Below are 22,507 nucleotides of genomic sequence, written 5' to 3'. Positions count from 1 at the left end.
TTAAACATAAAAAATATTTCTTATCCATCGTCCCGATGGATAACCCTACCAGCTTACACAAACTTCTTGACGCTACCAAAAAGAAGGCGAAAGACGCTCAAATGTGCACGTCTTTTTCACAAAATGGGGCCATTTCGCAAAAATCGCTCCAAAGACGTGCATTATCGCTTTAGAATAGGGCATTGCGTGGCTTTTTCTAAAAAAGACGTGCATTATCGCTTTAGAATAGGGCACTCCGCGGTTTTTTCCAAAAAAGATCTGCAGTTTTGCTTGTCTTTTACACCATCCGGTAGACGATCCGGGGTTGTCCAAAAAAGTTCACTACTAAAACGAAAATCAAGGCTTATCTGCCGAATTTAAGCTGCGAAAGTTGAATTATTAAGCTCTAATATATTCAAAGATTGATAGGAATTATCTTTATTATCTCTTCCGGGTTTATTATTTTGCTTGGTAAGCTCAATGGTTCAATGTTCGTTCATAGATATACCTCTGATATTAAACTTTCTTCCTATCTGTTCCAATTGACCATCTATATAATCGAAATTCTTCAATAAACTGTCAAAGCCTTTGTTCGGAATAATCCAAGCCTACTTGCCTACTGCATCCATTCACTCTTGAGAATTTTGTAATGATTATATGGCTCCTGATCAATCTCAATCTTGTTCACAAGGTCAAACCCGCATTTTTGAATCACTTTATTGGAGGGCAGGTTATGGGTCAGAGCTACCGCGTTCAATTCCTCCACCTTCGTGTGCTCAAATAAATACTTGATTGTCGCCTGTACGGCCTGGGTAGTGTACCCCATACTTCTATGATCTCTGGAGATGGCAAACACAATCTCTCTATTTGGCGGCGGTAATTCCTCCTTTATCCCCGTACAGCACCAGCCTATAAACTCGCGGTTGCCTTCAAAATAATTCCTAGACGAAGACGAAGCTGACCAATATGCCCTCCTTCTGTGATCGCTCGGAGGAATTTTTTATTCTCGACCGTTTCATAATGGATTAACCAGTGAAGCCTTTGCTCCTTAGGAACGTTCCAATCCGGCAAATACTGTGTAATCTCGGGCTGTTGCGTCAGAGCATATAAGTCATCCAAATCTTCAACTCTATATTCTCGTAAAATAATTTCGCTGCATTCAATGGTGAACTCATCGTCCGCGCTCTTAAGCTTCTTATCCGCATTCATATAAACCCTCCTATCCTAAACTTTGCTTGATCTCCTGAAAACGACGAAGTTTGTCCGGGTTCATGACCATATAAATGTTCAAAATTCGTCTTGAGCGCGGTTCCCGGTGAAAACAAATTGCCAGAACGGCTCGCCATTGGCGGGTTAACAGCACCCCGACCTCCCCGTTCAAATGAACGGCTGCCATCTCCCCGTCGAAGGTGCCTTTGGTCTTCACGCCACGCAGGAAAGCAAGTACGCGGTCCATGCCAAAGATCGGCCTGTAGGCTGCTTTTGTTTTGCCGCCGCCATCCGTAATGAGCGTCACTTCTTCCCGCAAATGCTTGACGAGGCCTTGGACGTCCCCGGTTTGAACGGCATGAATGAACTGTTTGACAAAAAAGGCCGCCACTTCACCTGACTCTTCCTCCAAGCCCTCTGCCGGCTCCGGTGCTGCCTGATTCATCTTCTGCTTGGCCCGGCTGAATATTTTCCGGCAGTTGCTCTCGGTCCGCTCCAGCATCCCAGCTATTTCCGGGTAGCTATATCCCAAAATATCCTTCAGGATAAAGAGCGCCCGTTCCTGCGGAGACAAAGTTTGCAGCATGACCAGCAGCGCGTATCTCACTCGCTCGTCCCTTTCCGCCTTCTCTTCCGGCTGTCCATCGATGCTGTCCAGGATCGGCTCCGGCAGCCACGGGCCCACATACTGCTCCTTCTGGCGGGCACCGGACTGCAGTAAATTAAGACAGCGGTTAATTGTCGTTTTCACTAAATAGGATTTTGGGCTTACCACCTGGTTCCAATCCTGCCTGGATAAACTTACAAATACATCGTGCACGATATCTTCCGCATCCGCTACCGATCCCAGCATGCGGTAAGCGATCCGGAACAGTTGGCCTTTGTAATCGGAGTAAAACTCTTCGAGCAACAACTCCATCTCCTTCCCGTTTAATCAACCGGCACCCTCCAGACTTGATGCGCCTCTGCTCTTTCTGACATATTATACTTCTCTCTAAGCTGAATGTCACAAATCGGGGGGCTTGATTGTCTTAACTAATGCAAGCAAACATTTAATCAGGAGGAATTGGAAATGAGTCTAAGAATCAATCACTATCAAGCAAATTCTGGGGCCTACGAGGCCATGATGGCACTGGAAGCCTTCGTCAAAAAAAGCGGCCTGGATCCGGTCTTATACGAGCTGATTAAAGTGAGGGTTTCGCAAATCAACGGCTGCTCATTCTGTATCGATAAGCACGGTAAAGATATGCTGAAGAATGGCGAGAGCATCGACCGCCTCCTGCTTCTGACCGCTTGGCGTGAGGTCTCCCTTTATTCGGACAAGGAAAAGGCCGCTCTGGAGCTGGCCGAGCATGTTACCAACATTGGGGAAGCCGGAGTGCCGGACCATGTGTACGATCAGGTTCGTGCCCATTTCGACGAGAAGGAATATATTGACCTGATCATGGCGATCAATACGATCAACGGCTGGAACCGGCTCGGAATAGCTACCGGAATGTCGCCGGGCTGTTTCGTCCGCTAATTTTCCGGCTTCGAGCGGATCCGTTATTATCATAGCAATACGACAAAGGCAGGCCTACCCTCGTTATCCGAAGGATGGTCTGCCTGTTTTTCGTTCCTATCCTATTGTCCCAGTAGATAATTTGAAGTTTCCGCCCCGTGCAGCTTCTAACGTTTACTTCCCCTCCGGTTGGTGCTCCTGCTGCTCCATCACGACAGAACCGTCATCCAGTCGAAGCCAGGTGTCGAACCGTCGTTCACCGGCGTGAAGGCGAATCATTCTTGCGCCGCGCGGGAACCCTTCGCGTCCGTACGTATTGAACCCGGTCGCCCGTCCGTAACAGAGCCTGATTCCGTGAAGCCAGCCGGTATAATCGTTGATATGGTCATGCCCGACGAAGGTTCCCATGACGTCGCCCCTTTCAACCATGGCCGAGAATAATCCGCTGTTCACCTGCGGACAGCATACTTCCTCATACTTATGCCCGTAACACACCTCTCGCTCCCATACTTCGCGGTACTCAGGCAGCGGAATATGGAGAAAAGCAAGTCCCGGCAGCGGGCTGCCCCCATTCTGTGCCGTCAAGCGGACGGATTCGCGCTCATACCAGGCGACCTGGTCTCGCCGAATCCAGTCATACCCTTTGACATGCGGAATACAGGACATATTTCCGGAATCGAAGAAATAAAGCACCGCTCCGGTTTTCCCATCCGCATTTTGTATTTGTATTATATAATTTCCGACTCCGCTGATTTCGTCCGGGCCGGGTTCGGCAACCGCATAGCGGTATTCCGTCACCGCCTCCATCAGTTCCTGTCTCGTAATCTGGGCTTCCGTATCATGATTGCCGAATACTACCGCCCATGACACCTGATGATCCTCGACAACGGAAACGGCGGCGCGAAACGATTTAACAGGGTCATGACATCTTCCTGCGGTAATCACATCACCGGTAAAAACGACAAGATCGGGCTGCTCCTCCCGAATTACCATCTGCATCAGTTCGCGGGAGCGGGTATTTTCCCGTTCGCTATCCAGTCCGGGCTCTCCCCAATCATTCCAATGGACATCCGTAAACTGCGCAATCGTAAAGGTGTTATTTTCGCGAAAAGTGAACACAGACTTCATAGGAATCTGTTCCTCCCATCTTAATCTTGCAAGGATGCGGTAAGCTTGCTTGCCTTCCATTCCTGAAAAACTAACGACTGCCGTATAGCTGAAGCCAATAACCGCTCGGCTGCTTCATCGGGCAACATACCGCAATATCAATTTAATTGAATGCGCTTTCGAAGTTTAGCCGTACGCAGCAGCCACCCTGTCAAATGGAGCCCTTCCTCCGGATAAAATCAAACTAACCTTCACCCACTCCTTCACTACTCCGCCAATCTGATTTCTACATTTTTCTCCTGCAGGTGCCTGATCCATTCCGCAGGGCAATTCCGATCGGTCACAATCATCGATACTTCCTGAAGATCTGCAATTTTGGCAAATGTAGTCACCCCCAGCTTGGAATGATCGGCCAAGACGATTGCTTCTTCCGCGCGCTCGATCATTTTGCGGGAGATGCTTGCCTCGTTGACATCGTAGTCCGTAATTCCATCCACCAGCGAGATACCTCCGACGGAAATAAACGCTTTATGAACCTTAAACTGCTCAAGCATCCGTTCTGTCAGTGATCCGCCAGCCGACTGCAGCTTGATGTCCACCTCGCCACCGGCAAAAAAGATCCGTCCCGGAAACATCTCCGCCGCCAGCAGCATGGCCGAGATCGAATGTGTAACAATCGTTACATCTGACCGATCGTGCAAATAACGGATCACTTCAACTGTAGTCGTCCCGTTGTCAATCATGATCGTTTCCCCGTCTTTGACGAGCCGGGCAGCGCATCTGCCGAGCGCCTCCTTCTCCTCCCGGTGCATTTGCGCTCTTTGCAAAAACGGTGGCTCGATCATGTTCAGTCGCGTTTTGACGGCCCCGCCGTACACTTTTTTGAGCAGGCCTTCTTTTTCCAACCGATCCAGATCACGGCGTATCGTTTCCATCGAAACGTTCAACTGCTCCGATAACTGAGGTACCCGGACCTTTTCCTCTTTCATCAGTTGCTCCAGAATCGTCCTTTTCCGCTCTTCAAAGGTTAATGACATCCCTTCACCTCCTGAAATCACCAAATCGGGCGGAACTCCTCTGCAAAACCACATTCTAAATGACTGTTCTGTTGGTTTTTATCTATAATACAAACCATTCTTGACTGTTGTCAATGGATTTTTGTTGTATGATGTGGTTTTCGTATTGGTCAGCCACAAAAAAAAGAGAGAGAACCTTAACGTTCTCCCTCTTCCTTCACATTCACTCTCAAGCTAGCCGTTCCCGTTCCCAAACCTTCTGGCAGCTCTGGCACGAGCCCGTTCGATCTCGATCTCCCGATTGCGAGGCCCGGCCTCGGTCACGAGTGAATCCAGCAAACGGCGGGCCGCCAAAGCCACTTCATCGACAGCGCGATCGAACGCCTCCTCGTTCGCCTTCGAAGGCTTGTTATAGCCCGATAGCTTCCTTACGAACTGGAGGGCGGCCGCCTGTACCTCCTCATCGGTGGCCGGAGGATCGAAATTGAACAAGGTTCTGATGTTTCGGCACATAGCTTTCTCCTTTGGATAATCGTTATCTATTATCCATCTTACTACTTATTGATCACACTTGCATCCATATACATTACTTCCCACAGATGGCCGTCGAGATCCTCGAAACTCCGCTGGTACATGAATCCATGGTCCATCGGCTCGTTCGTCTGCTTTCCTCCGGCGGCCAGAGCCCGGTTAACCATTTCATCCACCTGTTCCCGGCTCTCTGCCGACAAGGCGATGATCGCTTCCGTACTCTGCGTGGCATCGGCAATTTCCTTCTTGGTGAAATCTTTAAAGCGGCTTTCCACCAGAAGCATGGCAAAGATATTGTCGTGTATTACCATGCAGGTCGCCTTGTCATCCGTAAATTGGGCATTGAATTCAAACCCTAATGCCGTGAAAAAATCAATCGACTTCTGCAAATCTTTAACTGGCAAATTAATAAAGATGTTTTTCGTAATCATTTTCATTGATATCACCTCTAGGTTTATGAATTACTTTGATTGTAGCACATGACCCGACAGCAAATTTCTTATGGATTGCTATGATGACGACAATGATAATGACAACGAAAAAGTCAAGGGAACGATATTTAAACCAACCCGATCTTTATTTATGGATGTCTGCCTGGATTTCATAAGCTGATTTGCCTCTAATTGCACTTGAAATCGCAGCTTTTTCAGAAACCGCTTTATTGATCAACCTAGCTGCGATTTTCAACTTACTTTTCGTCCATTGCCCTATTGTTCATTGAATTTACCTGCGCTAAAGCGTTTACCATCGAAGCGATGGTTTTCTTCACTCAGTGAGAGCGGTCCCGGCTCATAATGAATGGGTATGCTGAAGAACGCGATTAAGAAACTGGTTCATCAATAAAGGCAGCGAAATGAGAATGGGCGGATCGTCCAGGCGAGGTGTACGCAGCATGACCTGCTGATAAGGAACTGCGGAATAAGGCTCCACAATAATGGGCTGCCTGGACCGGGTACGCAAGGTGGTATGCGGCAGCAGAATATCCTTCGCCTGCATCCCCCAGGAAACCGATGTGGCCATTAAATAGTATGTGCCCGGCTTAACCCCCTCGAAGCAAAACTCCCCGACGGAGGACAGAAGAGTTCCGTATAACGGAATCCCTTCGGGAATAGGCTTGGCAAACAAGCCGATCAGAATGACCCCTTCGAACGGAATCTCTGACTGGATATTCCCTTCTACACGTGAATACGCGCTTGCCGATGCATGAGAGACAGACCAGCGCTCCAGCCTCTGCAAGGAACGGAAATGGTTATCCGCCTGCAGCACCTGATTCCGAAAGTCTGCCGGAGTCACGCCTACCCGTTCGGTAAAGCGGGTCGTGAAGGTTCCGAGACTCTGCTGGCCGATCTCCAGACCGATATCGCGAATGCTTAAATTCGTGTTCAATAATAAATCCTTGGCCTTCTGAAGCCGCAGGGAGGAAATATAATAGAGCGGGGGAAGCCCCATCCGCTCCTTGAAAATCCGGGCGAAATGATAGGGGCTGTAAGCCGCATAACGAGCCAGACGGTCAAGCGATAACGGTTCATAGATATGCTGGTGAATATAGGCAATGACCCCGTCTATTTCCGGATATCGGTCGGTCACAGTCCCACACCTCTCTTCTGCCGGGATCGGAATAACAGAACGTTAGTTCGTGTAATATTATATATTAATGAGCTCACCTAATCAACTGTTCAGATGAAAAAAATGGTTCCGCTGCATGAACCGTTTTTATAGAAGCCCGGGACAGCCAAGAAACTAGAGAAAAGGACCAGACAGGATCGGCAAAGTGCACGACCAAAAGAACGAAGACCAGCAAATGTGCAGGTCTTTGCAGGCATTATGGCCGATATCCGCAAATGACATGCAAAAGTGCAGGTGAATTTGGCAATTTTGGCTGGCTTTCCGCTTTTGGCGGGAAAAGACCTGCAGATTTGTCCGTCTTTCCCAAGATTTGCCGAATTCGTGCAAAAAGATTTGCACTTTTGCTCTTCTTTGGGGACAGTACCGACAAAGTGCACGTGTCTTGGCCGGGTTTTGACGGATTCTTGCCAAAAGACATGCATTATTGCTTGTCATGGATGTATGCTTCTTTACTTTCGTTCCCCGGCACTCCGCGGCCTATGGACTTTTTCGCTATATGGGATAATAACGCAAAACTTTACATACCAGCTTACAGATCATATCGATATTTTCAGATATAAAGTTCATCTATTCCCTGAGCATGGCAGCCAACAACAGGTCACCAGCCGGTAACAGGATGGTCTTGTTCTATTCTAATGCGATACAAATTCATTATCCGCGCCTGCTCCTCGCTTAGCTTCCGCTGGTCCCAGTACATATGCATCAAGCTATATTCGAATCTTCCAATTGCTCTTCATAGGTTCTGTATTGGCCGATCCGTGCATAATATATCCCTTGATTTCCGTAACAGCGGTACATTCCGTCGCTCACGGCTTCAATTTTTTGCAGAACGACAGGATACCTTTCATTAAGAAAATTCAAGATATCTTCACTCACAAGTTCGCACCTCCTCACCATCCTTCTTGGTTCCATGCAGGTTAACCCGGTTCGATCAACAAACTTCCTTACCCGTCCGTTGAGCCGGTCACAGTGCTCTACTGCTGTTCCTTAGTCCAATAATTCCTTCATATAAGCTTTGCGGTTCTCTAAAAATCTCCTCGTGATTTGATAATGAGAGGTTTCCTCGTACGGGATCGGACGAATTGGCGGTTCGTCAAAATGATAAATCTCCGCATCGGGATAGCCAAGCAAAATGGGAGAATGAGTGGCGATAATGAGCTGCGAATCTTTCTGCAGCTCGTGGATGATGCTCAGAAAAGCAAGCTGCCTTGCCGGGGAAAGGGCGGCTTCCGGCTCATCCAGCAGATAGATTCCTTTCCGCCCGAACCGGTTTTGGAACAGCGCCAGGAAGGACTCTCCATGCGAATGCTCATGCAACGATTTCCCCCCGTACGCCCGGTAGATTCGCGGGTCTTCCTTGGCTATCTCGTCTATGTGGTTGGCGAAGGAGTAGAAGGATTCCGCCCGCAGGAAGAAGCCCTGGTTGATCTTGGGCAGCCACGAAAGCCGTATATAGTCCCCGAGCCTCGCCTCGGAGGCTGCAAGTTCAAACAGATTGTTCCGGCTCCCTCCCGCGGTATTAAAACCGCATTGGTAGGCGATTGCCTCCAACAGGGTAGATTTCCCCGAGCCATTCTCTCCGACGAAGAAGGTTACATTTTTCCTTAGCTTCAAGGTCCCCAAGGTTCGAATCGAAGGAATGCTGAACGGATATTCCTTGGGGTTGCGGATCTTGTCCTTCAGCAGAGTAATTTCATGAAGATACATGATCGGATGATTCACCTTTCGTTACTGCTATATTGCTTAGAAAACATAGCTTTTGCTCTATCATAACAGAAACGTTACGTCTATTACCTCCTATATTCTCCTGCGAAATCATAGATATTATCTTACAAAGTTCATAGCAGAACTATTTCGGTTGCCAAACTCTCATTTTTGCTTGGTTGCAAAATATGAACTTGCACACAACCTCAATCCTTAAACCGCGATTACTGTCATTTCTTACAATGTAAAAAATATGCTTTTTTTGTAACAACATCACTTTACGAAGCGTCATTAGTTTGAAGTAAGTTATTTATTAAGCTAAAGACAAAATATACATAAGTTTTAGTATATTCTATTGGCTAAAGAAGGCGAAAATATGAAAATCAAAAAACAATTACTTTGGACGTCTGTAGTTACCATACTTCTAGTAATCCCCAATACTTCTCATGGGGCATCTTCTAATTTAGACAGTGACGACGACCGAGAAATTCGAATTCATGCCTCCGAATCAAAGAATTCCAATGAAGATGTAGAAGAATTAAAAAAGAAAGAGGAGATGGCAAATGACTTACAGCAGTTAATTACCAATGTTAAAAATGCAGGCTTTGAACCGGATGGCTTCTATTATGATGATGATGGAAATTTAGTTCTGCAATACCAAAATTTATCGCAAGAGATTAAAGATACCGTATTGAGTAAAACAAGTTATACGGAATATTTAAAATTTGAAAAAGTGAAATTCTCAAAACAAGAATTAAAGGAAGCGAAAGACACGATCGATAACTACATCCGTTCTTATGGAATTAATGGTGTATCAGTCGTATATAAAGATCTGGAAAACAAAGTTATTGTAATTACGGATGTTAATCAAACCAATCCGGAAGAAATTAAAGAATGTTTAGCAGATGTTATCGACGAAAATATGGTAGGTTATATGAATTTGAAGTTTAAAGATCAATGAACAAAAAATCATACCGTAATAAAATGATTTATGTTTTTCCCAGGGGATCCTCCCTTTATATCAACCTTCAGATATAAACCCCTACCTTCTCACGGTGCCGAAGGAGATTTTCATGGCGGGAGCATAAGCTAAATAGGAATCCATGTTAAAAAGCCCGGAAAGCAGGACCTCAGCTTCATATTGTCTGCGTGCTTCCTCCGGGGTCAATCCCCGCTTCTCTAAAGAACGGACAAACTGCTCTTGGTTTCCCGGTTTGGCCGCGAATCCGTCCGCCTGGATAGAGCGAAACAGATCTTCCTTATCCGGCTGCTCCATCGTTTGATCCAGGAAATTCACCTTATCGCTTACTCTGCACTGCACATTCCGCAAGCCCAATTGGCTCATGTATATAGGCAGCTTAATGCCGATGTTTCCGTCTTTGCCCGTTCGGGCCCCGTCCTTCTCATACAGCTTCTGCAGGATGTCCAGCGGAATGATCCGGGAGGAGTCGGCCCCTTCGAGATGGTAGCCGGCCATGCCGGTGATCCAATGAGGCTCGAAGCAGATCACCCTTCCTTCGTCAACGACACTGTCGATCATCTTGCGGAGCATCTTTTTTGGCTCTGTCATATGTAACAGGAAGGCATGGCAAACCGCAATGTCGTACTTTCGCTCCACTTGGAGTTCTTCCAAATCTCCCGCGATAAATCTGGCCGAATAAGGCAGCGTTCGAAAAACCTCCCGAGCCGTCCGAATCAATTCCTCACCTCGATCCAACCCGGTGTAAGAGGAGCCTTCCGGCAATAGCGGCAGCAATTTCAGGCCCAGATAGCCGTAACCGTAGCCGAAATCGATCACGTTCACGGGAGCGTTGATTTTCCAAACGGTTCCCACCAGAAATTCCAAATAATCGTCATTGTAATACAGCCCTCGGGTGTTGCTTAAATAGTCCACCTTGTTATCCCAATAGTACTCGGACATCGAATCAAGCTCCTTTTTGAAAATGGACTGGTCCTACCTTGGCCGGTTGAAAAGAGAAAGCAATTTTCAAGAAGTATAAGCATCGTGAGTATACCTTCAAAGTGGTCTGGCTGAATACATGGCCGAATTCCAGATGCAGACGATGAAGCTCCGATATCCACCTTTTCCAGCAACCTGTGCTGAGCATCGGCCGCGAGCGGGAAGGATATTGGGTCAAATAAATGAGAGCCAGGGGGGTAGAAGCAAACGGAATTGTCCGGATCGCGGACAGCGGTGAAGGTCAACCAACTGGAACCTTTTTGAGATGAAGTTTGAAGAAGGTCGATGGGGAACATGGCTTTTTCCAATCATACCGGGCATCATTTCTACCATGAAATTTATGGAGATCCAGAAAGCGCCAAAAAAAGGCGGGGGCTTTATCTTCAGTCCCGCCATTCCGTTCCTCGAACCGGTTATTCAAATAGTAACAGCTACTACTTAATACTTCAAGACAAGGATAAACGGCTATCGCCGTCCTTTGGACAGGCGCGTTAACCGATGAAATATGAGAAAAACTCCTATCGGAGTATTTCATGGATGAGCGACCGCGTTTAAAGGATGTTTTTATCGCCAAATAGAATTTGAAGTTATTCAGGACGCAATAACTTATAAATTCTGATTGTGGTAAAAAAAGCTACTAACGGAGCCTCTTCGAAGATGAATAACCCGGTATTAGAAGATGCCAATTAGAAAGTTTGTTCCATTTTAATGCTTTAATGAACTTAAACTTTCTAATGTGGTAAGAACAGGTAACCGTGCTTAAGCAATGGGAGTCCCGTCTTTAACGGCCTCATCCGGACGCAGCAGAACGACATCCCCTTCCTCCGGGACCCCTCCCAGCACCAGAACTTCGGAGACATAGCCCGCTATCCGCCTCGGAGGGAAATTGACCACCGCCACTACCTGGCGGCCTGTCAACTGCTCGGGCGAGTACCTTCTCGTAATCTGCGCACTGGAGCGTTTGATCCCGAGAGGGCCGAAGTCTATCTCCAGCTTGATCGCCGGCTTCCGCGCTTCCGGGAACGGCTCGGCCTTCTTGATCGTCCCTATACGCAGATCCAGCTTCATAAAATCGTCTATCGTCGCCATTTTCATTCCTCCTCTAAAGGTCTGCCGGGAATCCTTATGTCCCGACTTTCACCAATCGAACCGTGAAGCCCGCTAGGCCATTAAGTGATTCATTGCCGGAGCAGACCCTGGAATTTTACTTTGGGGCCTTCTTTCCTTATCTATCATTTCGTTGATCCAACCGGCAGTTTCTGCGCCTCCCCGGCTGAATGTGCTAACTTCATCCATAGCAAAAGAACCGTCCACCCGGATGGACCTCCGGCAGGCATACAGCCACCCTGAAAAATTATCTTCGTCGGATGCTGCCGTGCCAGCGGAATACGGGTCTAAATGGATTTCATCCAGGTAAATGGGCTCTTTCCGATGAAATATCGAAAACTTACTGGAAAACCTACAGTTATTTTGTGCCAAAAGGGCGATATCTGCAAAAAAGCACGAATCTAAATGTAGTTTTTCCAGCTACTTCAATCATCCTCCGCCATTCACATCAATCTACCTGCATAAAATACAGTTAGATTGCCTCTCTCACGCCAAAAAAACTATACCCATGGGCATCATAGAGGAATTTCTTGCCGCAAAGCAATAAAGCTAAATCAATGCAGACAAGTAACGGATCAGCATCACCGCAATAATCCCGGTCACCACCGTACCAAGCAGGCTCCGGGTAAAATACGCCACGGCAAAAGCCGGCAGAGCGGCCAGCAGCCCGATCCACGACGGCGCCAAGGAGCCGCCGGACACCAGCAGCTCCTGAGCCAGCAAGGCGGACATGACCGCTATCGGAATATGCTGGAGCCAGCGCAGGCCCCATTCCGGCAGTTGTATGCGGCTCAGTACAACAAGCGGCAGCACCCTCGGCAGTAAGGTGACTGCCGATGCCCCGAGCAGCATCCATAGAAAACTCCATCTCACTTCCATTTCTCCACCCACACTCCTATACTTGCGGCAATCACAATGGCAATCAATACACCGGCGCTCTCGGACAGAAAGACCGATCCGGCCACCGCCACCACGACGGCGCTGATTGCAACGATGAGATCCAGCCCATATTTTTTGCGCTCGGTCAGTTGAAGCATGAACAGGCCGATGAACATGGCCGCCAAGGCGAAATCAAGCCCGTAGGCCTCCGGCGAAGCTATCCACTGCCCGAAGATTCCTCCCGCCAAATTGGCCAGCAGCCAGTTGAGATAGGCGGTCAGATTGAGTCCGAACATCCAGCGGTAGCTTCCCCTGGACTTCCCGGCCAGCTTGGTCACGGCGACGCCGAACGTTTCGTCCGTTAGCTGGGAGCCGATCACAACATTCTTCCATACGGGCAGATGGCGAAAATAGGGGGCCACCGCCGCACTCATGAGAAGATGGCGCAAATTGACAAAAAAGACAGTAAAAATAATGGCTGTGGCCGGGCTGCTCAAGGCAAGCATCCCGGCGGCGATGAACTGCGCCGATCCGGCATAAAGCAGCAGCGACATGAGGGCGATTTCCGCCAAGGATAAACCGGCCGTCTTCTCCAGCACACCGGCGGCAAATCCGATACTTAAATAACCCAGCACCGTGGGTAGGCAATCCTTTACCCCTTGCATGAAGCTCTCCTCTTGACCGGCTGGATACCGCAAAAGAACTTCCTTTTTACTCATGGTTCCTCCATAGCTGTATTTTTCTATTTATTGATTAGCTCGTTTAAAATAATGCAACTGCTCTACAGGGGGAAAGCGGATAAAGCTGCTTTCTCACCCAATACAGGGCCTGCCCATAAATGATAGGGGATTAACCCGATCCAGCATAATGTTAGCCGCACTTTACTCCAAATCATTTAGCACGTCGGGCCTCCGCCCCGTCATCACGTGCACAAGATCGGGGTTATTGCGCCAGAGAGCATCCAGCCGCTCGGGACCGAACTGTGCCGTTACTTTTTCGATCATGATGTCATGTCGGATATATTCCGTCGCCACGAGGACGAGTACGGGATCATGGGTTTTGACCGCCCAGGAGGTGGATTGATCCGTAAAATTGGCGATGATGACCTCTTCCCCGTCCCGGGCTGCAATGGTGAGGTGCCCGCCCGTCCTGTCGCGGACCACCTCGGGCGTCATGTAATCATGATGGAAAGTTGTTCCAATCGTCTCGTCCGGGGACCCGAACAGAACGGAGAAAACATGAACCCCTTCCCGCAGATGACGTTCCACTGCCGCCTGAATCATCGGAACCTGCGGCTCCCAAACCGAGAGCCATAGTTCTTTCTCAGTGCGTGCGATCATCTCTGTGATTTCATTCATGACCATCTCGTCGCTGCGGATGTGCCAGATCACGTCTATGTCCCGCTCCTGCTGCAGCATCGTCAACTCTTTCTCCAAATAGGAAAGCGATTCTTCGAACTGCTTTCTTAGCCGGTCTATTAACTCCTCCGCAGGCACCGGCGAATATTTAACCGGTTCGGAGGGCACCAGATGAACGGCCCCTTTGTCCATCAGCTTCCCCAGCACCTCGTAGATCATCGACCGGGGAACACCGGAGCGCTTGCTGATTTCATATCCCGTAACCGGATGTGTCTTCAGCAATCCGACATAGGCCTTACACTCGTACGGCGAAAAGCCGAGCTTCTGCAGTTCTTTAAAAACAGCATCCATATTTCTCGCATCCCACCCTTTATTATTGCTCCTGCTTCCTCCGACCCGAACCTTCATTCCTTTAACCGGGTTATAGAAGTTATATTTATAGCTACTATAGTTTCGGCTGAAGAAAAACGGTTCATCTCCATGTGAACCGTTAATCATTTGTGAAGGTAGATTCGCGAGAATGTAACGCGCATGATTCCGGGCCGAAAACAACAGTTGTTATGTTACTAACAACTATAATTTGAAGACATTATGCCTGTCAAGATATACCGGTCATAATTCTGTTTGGTTTCGGAACAGAATGGTTTTCCTTCTATTCTTCCCCATGAAAAAGAACTCCTCCGGCCGATAAAGAAATGCCATTCATCCCATATCTCCTCCTTATTAACCGCTTAATAACAGGAGTGTACAGGAAATTTCCTTATAACAGAAATATATAAAACCAATATATTCAATAGGAAATATCTATAAAATTTAAACGAGATGCAGGGCGCTGGGCAAAATACTCCTTCCGGAGGCTCAGCGCCCGCTTCTCTGTCCACCCAGCGGGTGAAACGCTCGATATGCGGACTTCGCACCGTTTGCGAGTTGTCGGAGCTGTGGGCGTTTACTCTCTTATGTCATATATAAATCCCGCATCATCCTTCCATCCGCATGGACCCAAACCATTTCCTGTAGATTGGCCGCAACATCTCCCGTTTCAAAATGAACGGCGACCTGCTTCTCACCCACGTTAAGATGAACCCGTTCCACTTTCGGCTCGGTTGGATACACATGAAGCACGCCGTCCTTTTCTTCGGCGCGGCAGTTCCACGTCCGCAAGCTTCCATGCTCGTCGTATGCCGCATATGCTTTGCCCAGCGCCACCTCGGCCAGGCATTTAAAATGCTCATGCACGTCGTTATCCTGCAGATTGGTCTCATGCCAATCCGAGATCATCCCGATGTACTGCTCGCCGATGACGAATTCCTGCGAAGGATATTTCAGCGTATGATGATGCCCTTCCTGCGCACGGCTCCGATCGCTTACCATCATCTGCTTGCTGATCTGCCTTGCCCGAACGTACGGGTCGGGAACAAACGCCCATCTTAACGCTCCCAAATTCATGTCGACCATCTGCACGCAGCTGCCCAGCGCGTTCATCGTCTGCTCCAAATAGTACAGCTTGCCGGTCAGCAGATAAGCATACCAGGTGCTGTAGGTGCGCCAGGAAGTCCAGGCATGCGGCGAATTCAGCATATTCGGCTGGATGGCCACGTCATATTGCGATTCCCAGAACCGTCTGGTCGCCCCTCTTTGGCGTCCGTCCGGGATCAGAAGATTGGCCAGGCACTCATGTCCGTCCACCAGCTTCAGCGCCGCTTCCCGGTATACGGCACGCTCATTCTCCGGCTGCATCAGCGCAAATAACCCGAGCTGCAGCGCACTGCAGCTAATCATGCCGTCCTCATAAGTCAGCTCGCCTTCCGTATCGATGTCGCCGTCCGCCGCCGCCAGCTCATCCATCGCTCTGCGCACGGAAGCGGTATGCCGGACAAGCCGTTCACGCCATAGCGGATCATCGGCGGCCAAAGCTTGTTCCGCCAGGATCAGCTCCATCAGGCTCTTCGCCGGATAGATCACCGACGTATAATGTGTTTTCCCGGCGCGGTAGGAGCCGTCCGGGTGCTGTGCATGCCGTATGAGCCAATCCGCCAGATCGGAGGCTCTTTGCAGTACGGCTTCATCCCCTGTCGCTTCGTAGCGGTCGACCAGAATCCCCACCATGGAGCTTACGTTCTGGATTCTGTGCTTCACCAGCAGCGGTTCATGGCTTTCCATATCAAACATCAAGGGGTAAATGGATTCCATAATTTGCTCCGTCCGTTCCAGCAGCTCCCGATCCGGAAAATACTGCTGTGACAAGTAGAGCGTATACAGCCCGTACCAGCTTTCGCAGTGCGACGTCGCTCTCGGCGGATAGACAAGCGCCGCCGCCCTCGCCTTGTCCATAAACCACAGCCAGTCGGGTCTGACGGAAACAATCGCTTCGCTCTGCTTGCCCGAGCTATTCTCCACATCGATCCGGATATGCCCCCGGGCCTCCCCTGCCTGGATCAATAGCTCATATTTATTCCCGCCGGCTGCTTCCGGCCGCACTGTCATCCGCTGCCCATCCGGCATCTGAATCCGCGCCGTGACGCTCTCGTCGGAATGAATAATCATGCGGGTGCTTTCACCTTTCGCCAGCGTCGTCCGTGCGATTTCCAGCATGGGAGCGGCACAGACCGGCGCAAGCGCCGGCAGCAGCCCATCCAGACGCTGAAGCGGAATCAGCCGGAGCGTCCATTCCTTCGTCTTGCCCGGAAGCAGTTGGAACTGCGTCTGCGGGTGGCGCTCAGGCAGGGGGCCTGCATGAAGGAAATCAATCGTAAACGTTTCGACGCGGTGGCCGCCCCATTCCAGTTCCCCTTCCATGTAGCCGACGTTGTACTGCAGGCTCCAGGACGCTATCGGCTGCGGGCATGCAAGGGCGATAAGCGCCCCTTCCGGTCTCATGCAGTAGCCCCAGAAATGCGTTCGCTCGCACCGCAGCAGCGTCGGGAAAAATTTATCATTCCAATCCGGGAACTTCTCCATATAGGAATCGATTCCGGTCATCAGCCCCAGCGATTGCGGCTGCAGCGGAAGCCTTCCCGTATTGGTGACGGCCGCGCTAACCGCCAACTGCCCGCCTATACTGTGATAGCGCAGCGAACATTCCAAAGCGCCCGAGCCTCCCGCAAAAACCGCCTCATCCGTCTTCTGCGCATCAAGCGTTACGCCGATCACATGTTTTTCGCCGTTCCATTCCCCTACCCACGTGAAGCCGGCAAACGGCCCTTTTCTGAAATCAACATCGATCCAGCCTTCATCCGACAACAGCCGCATGCGATCCACCTGACCGTTCCGGTGCAGCGCAGCTTCCCAGCGGGGACCTCCGATCCGGATCAAAGCATCCTGTGCGGGTAATGACATGATTGACTTCCTCCTCTATCGGTTCTGGAATTGCGGTATCGCACTCCTATTCTTTTACCGAGCCCAGCATAATGCCATGAATGAAAAAACGCTGTAAAAACGGATACACCACCAGAATCGGCAGCATCGAAATTACGATTTTCGCCGCATTTAATGTTTTATTGGACAACTGTGCCATCTGGCGCAGCTCTTCCGTCGTCATGTTATCCGTGTTGATCTGCACCACCAACTGCTGAATGTAGGTTTGCAGCGGATAATTCTCCTGCTTGTTCATCAGGATAAGCCCGTCAAAAAACGAGTTCCAGTGACCCACGATACTAAACAGTGTGATGGTCGCAAGCACGGGCACCGACAGCGGCAAATAGATTTTGATCAACATATACCAGGGTCCGGCCCCGTCCATCATCCCGGCCTCATCCATATCCTTCGGGATGCTCCGGAAGTAGTTGACAAGCAAAATGACGTTGAACACCGGAACGGCCGTCGGCAGCACCAATGCCCAAATCGTATCCAGCAAGCCGTACGACTTGATCGTAACAAACCAGGGAATCAGCCCGCCGCTAAACAGCATCGTAAATACGATAAACCACATATACACATTGCGGAAGCGGAACTGCTCCGGTGTGCGGGACAGCGGATACGCCATCATGGCGCAGACGACAAAGTTGATGATCCCTCCCAAGATAACCCGTTTGAGCAAAACGCCGAATGCCGTGAAGAAGGCCTGTTCCTGCAGGATTTTTTTGTAAGAGGAAAGCGTAAAGTCCACCGGCCAGAAGGTAACCATGCCTGCAGCCACTGCGGCCTTGTCGCTAAAGGACACCGCAATCGTGTACCAGATCGGAAAGATACACAGCAGTGACGAAATGACCAATATAGCGATAATTATGGTATCCGCCGTACGCGACATCAACGTGACATTTCTAACCATAACGATCCGCCCCCTTAGAAAATGCGGTAGTTGGCGAATTTCGACGCCAGCACGTAGGAAAGGATGATAAGCACAAAGCTGATGACCGATTTCAGCAGGCCGACAGCCGTTGCCAGACCGTATTGAACCTGCAGCAGACCGGCGCGGTAAACGTAGGTGTCGATAATGTCGCCGGAATCGTATACGAGAGGATTGTACAAGTTGAAAATCTGGTCAAAACCGGCATTCAGCACATTGCCCAGGCTCAGCGTAGCCAGCAGGATGATCGTCGGCTTCAGGCTTGGCAGCGTAATATATCGCAGCTGTTGAAGCCGGCTGGCGCCGTCGATTGCGGCCGCTTCGTAAAGCGCCGGACTGATCCCTGTGAGCGCGGCCAAATAAACGATCGTCCCGAACCCGAACTCCTTCCATACATCACTGGCCACGACAATCCCCGGGAACCAGTTATTGCTGGCCATAAACATGATCGGTTCCATGCCGAAAACGGCCAAAAGCTGGTTGATCAATCCGTCCATGGACAGCAGGTCGGTAATAATGCCCGCCAAGATAACCCATGACAGAAAATGGGGCAGGTACACGATCGTCTGGACGCTGCGCTTAAACAGCACCGTTCTGACTTCATTCAGCAACAGCGCAAATAAGACAGGCACCGCCAAATTGGCCACAATTTTGAGCACGGCGATATAGATCGTGTTAAAAAAGATTTTGCGGCTGTCAGGCAGCTCGAACAAATAACGGAAGTTGTCCAGCCCGACCCATTCCGAACGCCAGAAGCCCAAATTCGGCTTGAAGTTCTGAAACGCGATCGTAACACCGAACATCGGTACGACGCTGAACAAGATCAGCAGCACGATCCCCGGCAGCAGCATCAGGTGATAATGAAGCGCAAACGGCTGTTTTTTCATCGTTCTCTCTCACCTCTCATCGATGATCGGAAAGGGCGGGGAAAGGCAGGCGGTCCTTTTGCTTTCCCGCGCCCGTATTGAACTACTCCCCAAGCGCATCCCGGACTTCTTTTGTAATTTGTTCGCCGCCCAGCTTCTTCCACTGCTCAACGAAGTTGTCAAACGCATCCAGCGGCTCTTTGCCCATAATGATCTTCAGGAATGTTTCTTTCTCCATCTTGTTGAGGGTGGCGTTCTTCAGCTCCATCGTTTTGGTTATGGAAGTAAACAGATTCTCCTCGGGCTTGAGCGGACCATGCAAAGGGTCGCTTCCAACCGTGTAGGCGTAAAACGGCTGCCATGCCCCCAAATCCTTGGCCGGATCAAAATCCGCGGCCTTGGCTTTCGCATAGATTTCCTGCATTTCAGGAATCATATCCTCCGGCTTGGCTTTGCCTTCCAGCACATCTCTGAGCATATCGTGCTTACGCGTAACCGTGTCTGCATTTTCAATAACAAGCCGCATTGGCCAATATCCCGGATTCACCCGGTTATCCAGTTTTTTCGCATCCGGATCTATTCCCCTCTCGGCGGCCACCGTCGTATTCACGGCGATCATCACCGCTTCCGGATGCTTGATCCCTTTTTTGACCACCACGAAGGAATTGCTGACCGGAACGGTATGCGTTCTGAAATTTCCCTCGGCATCCAGCGGTGCGGCCAGCGCGATCCAATTGGATTTCGGATCGTTTTTCACTGCGTCGCCAAGCGGCCCCCAAGGCATCCACCACGGGCCAAAAAACATGCCGGCCTTGCCGCCTGCAGTCAGCTCGAAAGCTTCCTTCCGAAGCGCAAATTCCTGATCGATCAGCCCTGCGGCATACCAATCTCTCAGCTTGGCCAGGGCATCTTTCACCTCGGGTTGGATCGAGCCGTAGGTGATCTGACCTTCTTTATCTTTTATCCAGTAGGTCGGATAAGCCCCGAAATAGCTGAAAATCGAAGCAAACCCGTTATTCCCGAAAATAAGATCCGTAGGCGAACCTGGCAGTCCGACCGTATCGGCCTTGCCGTTGCCGTCAGGGTCCTTTTCGATAAAGGCGTTGGCAACAGCCTCAATGTCCTCCATCGTTTTCGGCTCCTGCAGCCCCAGCTTATCCAGCCAGTCTTTGCGCACCCACAGAAAATACGGAGCGTCGCCCTGAGGCACGATATTCGGAATCGCCATCAGCTTGCCGTCGAACGTTGCTTTCTCCAGCGCCTTGCCTTCCGTTGTAGCATAAAAGTCCTTAACCTGAGGCGATGCATATTTGTCATAGACTGCGGTCATATCCTCCAATTGGTCCGCTTCCACCATTTGCCGCAGCTCTTTCTCGCCGACGACCATCACGTCCGGAATATCGTTGCTGGCAATGGCCACTTGAACCTTCTGGGTGAACGGATCGCCGCTTTTGGCGGTGAGCGTGTAATCAAATTTAATGTTGGTCTTGTCGAAAATATAGCGGGTGAACTGGTTGTTATCTACGGTGTCCTCTGCCGGAAGGGTCTTGTCCTCCGGATTCAGCGGCTTGGCAATCGTGAGCGTTACAGGCTCGGGGAATTTATAGAATGGGTCCGCCGGCGTCTTTGCTTCTTCTGTTGTGGAAGCCCCCTGATCTTTTGCCCCGCATCCGCTTGCGAGCAGCACGGTACTTGCCAGAACTACAGTCATCCATTTTTTCACGAAAACTCCCCCTGTCTCATAATTGTTTGCGCTTACAACTCCCTTGGCGCAAAGCCGGCGGAAGTCGTAAGCCTTACCATTATTGTAGCTTCCGCCGGAGTTGCGGGAGTTTCATTTCGTCGTCAGATCAGGCCTCATTTCTTATGCTAAAATCTTTCCTTCTGGCTTTCCCCTGAATCTTTCAATCATTTGTGTACCTGCTTGCGGATCATTTGCAGACCCCAATCGGCAAATCATCGGCTATGGGGAGCCGCCGGCTGCCGTCAGGCCGCCCTACTTGCTTGACCGATAGGCGCTGGGAAGCATCCCGGTTTTGTCCTTGAAGACACGGCTGAAATATTTTTCATTCGGATATCCGGTCTGTGTCGCGATCCAATAAATCGGCTTGTCGGTGTCTCGCAGCAGCTTCTTGGCCCAATCGATCCGGGCCCGGCGGACATATTCATTGAAGGATACGCCAACAATATCCCGGAAGCACTGGCTCAAATAGCTTTGGCTCAAATTGACTTCCCCGGCCACCTCCCGCAGCGTGATCTCCCTGCTCAAGTCCTGATGGATGATCTGGGCCGCTTTCCAGACACAAGAGATGACTTCCTGAGAGTAGGAGGGTTTAAATAAGTAGGATGCAAGCTCCTGCCGCAAGCCTTCCAGCCACCTCTTCCAGGTCTGCCAGGACAGTTCTTGGCGCGGGGCCGTCCAGGTTTCTGCCGAAACGACACGTTCCCAGCGGGTAGAGGCCATTATAAACAAAGTCCCCAACTGCCGCGGGGGCAGCTTCATCGCTTCGAGCGTAGCCAAGTTTTCTTCATACTGCCGATCATGAATCACCCACTGCAAGCTGGACCAGACTTCCTGAAGCGCCTGTTCTTCTTCGAGGGAGACCGGCCTTCGGCCCGTCGTCTCCCGCAGCTGCTGAAAGCTCCTTCTCCATACCTGCGGAGCATCAGGGTCCCATTCATAAAACATAAAGCGCTCCCTGTACTCCTGAAGCGTACGGATCACCTGGCTGCCGCCCCCGGAGCCGATGCCGTCAAGAAGCATGGCGACCCCGCCGCAAAGAAAAGGATCTTTTAGTAAGAAGGCCTTACATTCCTCCGTCCATTCTCCTTCCTCACAGGGCAGAAACCAAATCCCCGGAGCGCTTTCCTCCACAGGCTTGCCGCGGTAAACCGGACTGCACATCTGTCTGTCCCCATCGATACAAGCCGCCAGCCATACGATCGCCCGATCCGGGGCCGCTTTTTCATTTTCCGCCCAGGCCCGCGCCTGCTGCTTCATTTCATATTTGATGCGCTGCTCGATTCTGCTCAGCACCTCTTCCATTTTGTCCTGCTGCAGCTCCGTTTTGGCAATATAATCGATGGCCCCAAGCCGAAGCGCTTCCTGTATATATTCAAAATCCTGATGAAACGTCAAAATAACCGTCCAAACGCGCGGATAAAGCTGCCTTACCGTTCGGATCAACTCGATCCCGCTCATCCTTGGCATGGAAAGATCGGTAATCAAGAGATCCACTTCCCGGTTGCTTAAAAACGCAAGCGCATCCTCCCCATTTCCCGCTTCCCCGATCACCTGCATTCCGAACTGCTCCCAAGGCATCAATGATATAAAACCTTTCCGCACAAGCCTGTCATCCTCAACAATCAATACGCGCAT

Annotated in this window: 22 protein-coding genes and 1 pseudogene; 2 read left to right on the top strand and 21 right to left on the bottom strand. The window is 50.1% G+C overall.

Going from position 1 to position 22,507, the window contains the following annotated elements:
* Positions 1 to 595: 595 nt before the first annotated feature.
* The 3 genes from ACTHRH_RS18375 to sigJ are packed head-to-tail and all read right to left on the bottom strand — an operon-like array spanning position 596 to position 2,098.
* A complete protein-coding gene (locus ACTHRH_RS18375) occupies positions 596 to 871 on the bottom strand; it encodes a GNAT family N-acetyltransferase (RefSeq protein WP_440416931.1) in 276 nt (91 codons plus the stop codon).
* Between the two features lie 17 nt (positions 872 to 888).
* On the bottom strand, positions 889 to 1,188 hold the full coding sequence (locus ACTHRH_RS18370) for a GNAT family N-acetyltransferase (RefSeq protein WP_313960564.1): 300 nt from the start codon (positions 1,186 to 1,188) through the stop codon (positions 889 to 891).
* 10 nt (positions 1,189 to 1,198) lie between these two features.
* On the bottom strand, positions 1,199 to 2,098 hold the full coding sequence (gene sigJ, locus ACTHRH_RS18365; protein WP_440416926.1) for an RNA polymerase sigma factor SigJ: 900 nt from the start codon (positions 2,096 to 2,098) through the stop codon (positions 1,199 to 1,201).
* Positions 2,099 to 2,260: 162 nt separating this feature from the next.
* On the opposite strand from sigJ, the gene ACTHRH_RS18360 reads away from it, so the two are divergent.
* The gene (locus tag ACTHRH_RS18360) at positions 2,261 to 2,710 is read left to right on the top strand and encodes a carboxymuconolactone decarboxylase family protein (protein ID WP_144933790.1); all 450 of its coding nucleotides are present in this window, start codon (positions 2,261 to 2,263) and stop codon (positions 2,708 to 2,710) included.
* Between the two features lie 153 nt (positions 2,711 to 2,863).
* On the opposite strand, the gene ACTHRH_RS18355 is transcribed toward ACTHRH_RS18360, so the two are convergent.
* From ACTHRH_RS18355 to ACTHRH_RS18320, 8 genes and pseudogenes are all read right to left on the bottom strand, one after another.
* Positions 2,864 to 3,817: a metallophosphoesterase family protein gene (locus ACTHRH_RS18355; RefSeq protein ID WP_144933791.1), complete on the bottom strand. Its 954-nt coding sequence runs from the start codon at positions 3,815 to 3,817 to the stop codon at positions 2,864 to 2,866.
* 245 nt (positions 3,818 to 4,062) lie between these two features.
* Positions 4,063 to 4,833: a DeoR/GlpR family DNA-binding transcription regulator gene (locus ACTHRH_RS18350; protein WP_144933792.1), complete on the bottom strand. Its 771-nt coding sequence runs from the start codon at positions 4,831 to 4,833 to the stop codon at positions 4,063 to 4,065.
* 213 nt (positions 4,834 to 5,046) lie between these two features.
* Positions 5,047 to 5,325 carry a DUF2277 domain-containing protein gene (locus ACTHRH_RS18345; RefSeq protein ID WP_150960587.1) on the bottom strand — a complete coding sequence of 93 codons (279 nt, stop codon included), beginning with the start codon at positions 5,323 to 5,325 and terminating at the stop codon, positions 5,047 to 5,049.
* A gap of 41 nt (positions 5,326 to 5,366) precedes the next feature.
* A complete protein-coding gene (locus ACTHRH_RS18340) occupies positions 5,367 to 5,780 on the bottom strand; it encodes a VOC family protein (RefSeq protein ID WP_144933794.1) in 414 nt (137 codons plus the stop codon).
* 352 nt (positions 5,781 to 6,132) lie between these two features.
* Entirely contained in the window at positions 6,133 to 6,930 is a 798-nt protein-coding gene (locus ACTHRH_RS18335) for a helix-turn-helix domain-containing protein (protein ID WP_144933795.1), read from the bottom strand.
* A 637-nt stretch (positions 6,931 to 7,567) separates the two neighbouring features.
* A pseudogene (locus tag ACTHRH_RS18330) lies at positions 7,568 to 7,687 on the bottom strand (protein kinase); the annotation flags it as partial.
* The gene (locus ACTHRH_RS18325; protein ID WP_191964413.1) at positions 7,672 to 7,845 is read right to left on the bottom strand and encodes a hypothetical protein; all 174 of its coding nucleotides are present in this window, start codon (positions 7,843 to 7,845) and stop codon (positions 7,672 to 7,674) included. The gene ACTHRH_RS18325 and the pseudogene ACTHRH_RS18330, both read right to left, overlap by 16 nt.
* 111 nt (positions 7,846 to 7,956) lie before the next feature.
* On the bottom strand, positions 7,957 to 8,676 hold the full coding sequence (locus ACTHRH_RS18320) for an AAA family ATPase (RefSeq protein ID WP_150960598.1): 720 nt from the start codon (positions 8,674 to 8,676) through the stop codon (positions 7,957 to 7,959).
* Positions 8,677 to 9,049: 373 nt separating this feature from the next.
* Between ACTHRH_RS18320 and ACTHRH_RS18315 the strand changes: the two genes are divergently transcribed.
* A complete protein-coding gene (locus tag ACTHRH_RS18315) occupies positions 9,050 to 9,634 on the top strand; it encodes a hypothetical protein (RefSeq protein ID WP_379286258.1) in 585 nt (194 codons plus the stop codon).
* An 81-nt stretch (positions 9,635 to 9,715) separates the two neighbouring features.
* Here ACTHRH_RS18315 and ACTHRH_RS18310 read toward each other — a convergent pair whose 3' ends face one another.
* The 10 genes from ACTHRH_RS18310 to ACTHRH_RS18265 form a co-directional block, all read right to left on the bottom strand.
* Positions 9,716 to 10,594, bottom strand: coding sequence for a methyltransferase domain-containing protein (locus ACTHRH_RS18310; protein WP_379286259.1), 879 nt, complete (start codon positions 10,592 to 10,594; stop codon positions 9,716 to 9,718).
* 798 nt (positions 10,595 to 11,392) lie between these two features.
* A complete protein-coding gene (gene csaA / locus ACTHRH_RS18305) occupies positions 11,393 to 11,722 on the bottom strand; it encodes a chaperone CsaA (RefSeq protein ID WP_150960583.1) in 330 nt (109 codons plus the stop codon).
* A gap of 567 nt (positions 11,723 to 12,289) precedes the next feature.
* Positions 12,290 to 12,619 carry an AzlD domain-containing protein gene (locus tag ACTHRH_RS18300; RefSeq protein WP_144933800.1) on the bottom strand — a complete coding sequence of 110 codons (330 nt, stop codon included), beginning with the start codon at positions 12,617 to 12,619 and terminating at the stop codon, positions 12,290 to 12,292.
* Positions 12,610 to 13,338: an AzlC family ABC transporter permease gene (locus ACTHRH_RS18295; protein ID WP_150960582.1), complete on the bottom strand. Its 729-nt coding sequence runs from the start codon at positions 13,336 to 13,338 to the stop codon at positions 12,610 to 12,612. The genes ACTHRH_RS18300 and ACTHRH_RS18295 overlap by 10 nt, the downstream gene beginning before the upstream one ends.
* 162 nt (positions 13,339 to 13,500) lie before the next feature.
* Entirely contained in the window at positions 13,501 to 14,328 is an 828-nt protein-coding gene (locus ACTHRH_RS18290; RefSeq protein ID WP_440416921.1) for a TrmB family transcriptional regulator, read from the bottom strand.
* 603 nt (positions 14,329 to 14,931) lie between these two features.
* A complete protein-coding gene (locus ACTHRH_RS18285) occupies positions 14,932 to 17,313 on the bottom strand; it encodes a hypothetical protein (protein WP_440416919.1) in 2,382 nt (793 codons plus the stop codon).
* Positions 17,314 to 17,359: 46 nt separating this feature from the next.
* A complete protein-coding gene (locus ACTHRH_RS18280; protein ID WP_440416917.1) occupies positions 17,360 to 18,244 on the bottom strand; it encodes a carbohydrate ABC transporter permease in 885 nt (294 codons plus the stop codon).
* Positions 18,245 to 18,258: 14 nt separating this feature from the next.
* Positions 18,259 to 19,149: an ABC transporter permease gene (locus tag ACTHRH_RS18275; RefSeq protein WP_225312817.1), complete on the bottom strand. Its 891-nt coding sequence runs from the start codon at positions 19,147 to 19,149 to the stop codon at positions 18,259 to 18,261.
* An 82-nt stretch (positions 19,150 to 19,231) separates the two neighbouring features.
* Complete coding sequence (locus tag ACTHRH_RS18270; RefSeq protein ID WP_260982005.1) at positions 19,232 to 20,851, bottom strand: extracellular solute-binding protein; 1,620 nt, start codon at positions 20,849 to 20,851, stop codon at positions 19,232 to 19,234.
* Positions 20,852 to 21,124: 273 nt separating this feature from the next.
* Entirely contained in the window at positions 21,125 to 22,507 is a 1,383-nt protein-coding gene (locus ACTHRH_RS18265) for a response regulator transcription factor (protein ID WP_440416914.1), read from the bottom strand.

Source organism: Paenibacillus sp. SAFN-117 (genome assembly GCF_051966115.1).
GTDB classification, from domain to species: Bacteria; Bacillota; Bacilli; order Paenibacillales; family NBRC-103111; genus Paenibacillus_L; species Paenibacillus_L residui.
The sequence above is the reverse complement of the archived record's forward strand: the minus strand, read 5'-3'. Positions and strand labels throughout refer to the sequence as shown.

Excerpts from the sequence above, each read along its gene's own strand:
- ACTHRH_RS18370 (WP_313960564.1), bottom strand. The coding sequence starts at position 1,188 with ATGAATGCGGATAAGAAGCTTAAGAGCGCGGACGATGAGTTCACCATT.
- ACTHRH_RS18360 (WP_144933790.1), top strand. The coding sequence starts at position 2,261 with ATGAGTCTAAGAATCAATCACTATCAAGCAAATTCTGGGGCCTACGAG.
- ACTHRH_RS18355 (WP_144933791.1), bottom strand. The coding sequence starts at position 3,817 with ATGAAGTCTGTGTTCACTTTTCGCGAAAATAACACCTTTACGATTGCG.
- ACTHRH_RS18350 (WP_144933792.1), bottom strand. The coding sequence starts at position 4,833 with ATGTCATTAACCTTTGAAGAGCGGAAAAGGACGATTCTGGAGCAACTG.
- ACTHRH_RS18345 (WP_150960587.1), bottom strand. The coding sequence starts at position 5,325 with ATGTGCCGAAACATCAGAACCTTGTTCAATTTCGATCCTCCGGCCACC.
- ACTHRH_RS18340 (WP_144933794.1), bottom strand. The coding sequence starts at position 5,780 with ATGAAAATGATTACGAAAAACATCTTTATTAATTTGCCAGTTAAAGAT.
- ACTHRH_RS18320 (WP_150960598.1), bottom strand. The coding sequence starts at position 8,676 with ATGTATCTTCATGAAATTACTCTGCTGAAGGACAAGATCCGCAACCCC.
- ACTHRH_RS18315 (WP_379286258.1), top strand. The coding sequence starts at position 9,050 with ATGAAAATCAAAAAACAATTACTTTGGACGTCTGTAGTTACCATACTT.
- ACTHRH_RS18310 (WP_379286259.1), bottom strand. The coding sequence starts at position 10,594 with ATGTCCGAGTACTATTGGGATAACAAGGTGGACTATTTAAGCAACACC.
- csaA (WP_150960583.1), bottom strand. The coding sequence starts at position 11,722 with ATGGCGACGATAGACGATTTTATGAAGCTGGATCTGCGTATAGGGACG.
- ACTHRH_RS18300 (WP_144933800.1), bottom strand. The coding sequence starts at position 12,619 with ATGGAAGTGAGATGGAGTTTTCTATGGATGCTGCTCGGGGCATCGGCA.
- ACTHRH_RS18295 (WP_150960582.1), bottom strand. The coding sequence starts at position 13,338 with ATGAGTAAAAAGGAAGTTCTTTTGCGGTATCCAGCCGGTCAAGAGGAG.
- ACTHRH_RS18290 (WP_440416921.1), bottom strand. The coding sequence starts at position 14,328 with ATGGATGCTGTTTTTAAAGAACTGCAGAAGCTCGGCTTTTCGCCGTAC.
- ACTHRH_RS18285 (WP_440416919.1), bottom strand. The coding sequence starts at position 17,313 with ATGTCATTACCCGCACAGGATGCTTTGATCCGGATCGGAGGTCCCCGC.
- ACTHRH_RS18280 (WP_440416917.1), bottom strand. The coding sequence starts at position 18,244 with ATGGTTAGAAATGTCACGTTGATGTCGCGTACGGCGGATACCATAATT.
- ACTHRH_RS18275 (WP_225312817.1), bottom strand. The coding sequence starts at position 19,149 with ATGAAAAAACAGCCGTTTGCGCTTCATTATCACCTGATGCTGCTGCCG.
- ACTHRH_RS18265 (WP_440416914.1), bottom strand. The coding sequence starts at position 22,507 with ATGCGCGTATTGATTGTTGAGGATGACAGGCTTGTGCGGAAAGGTTTT.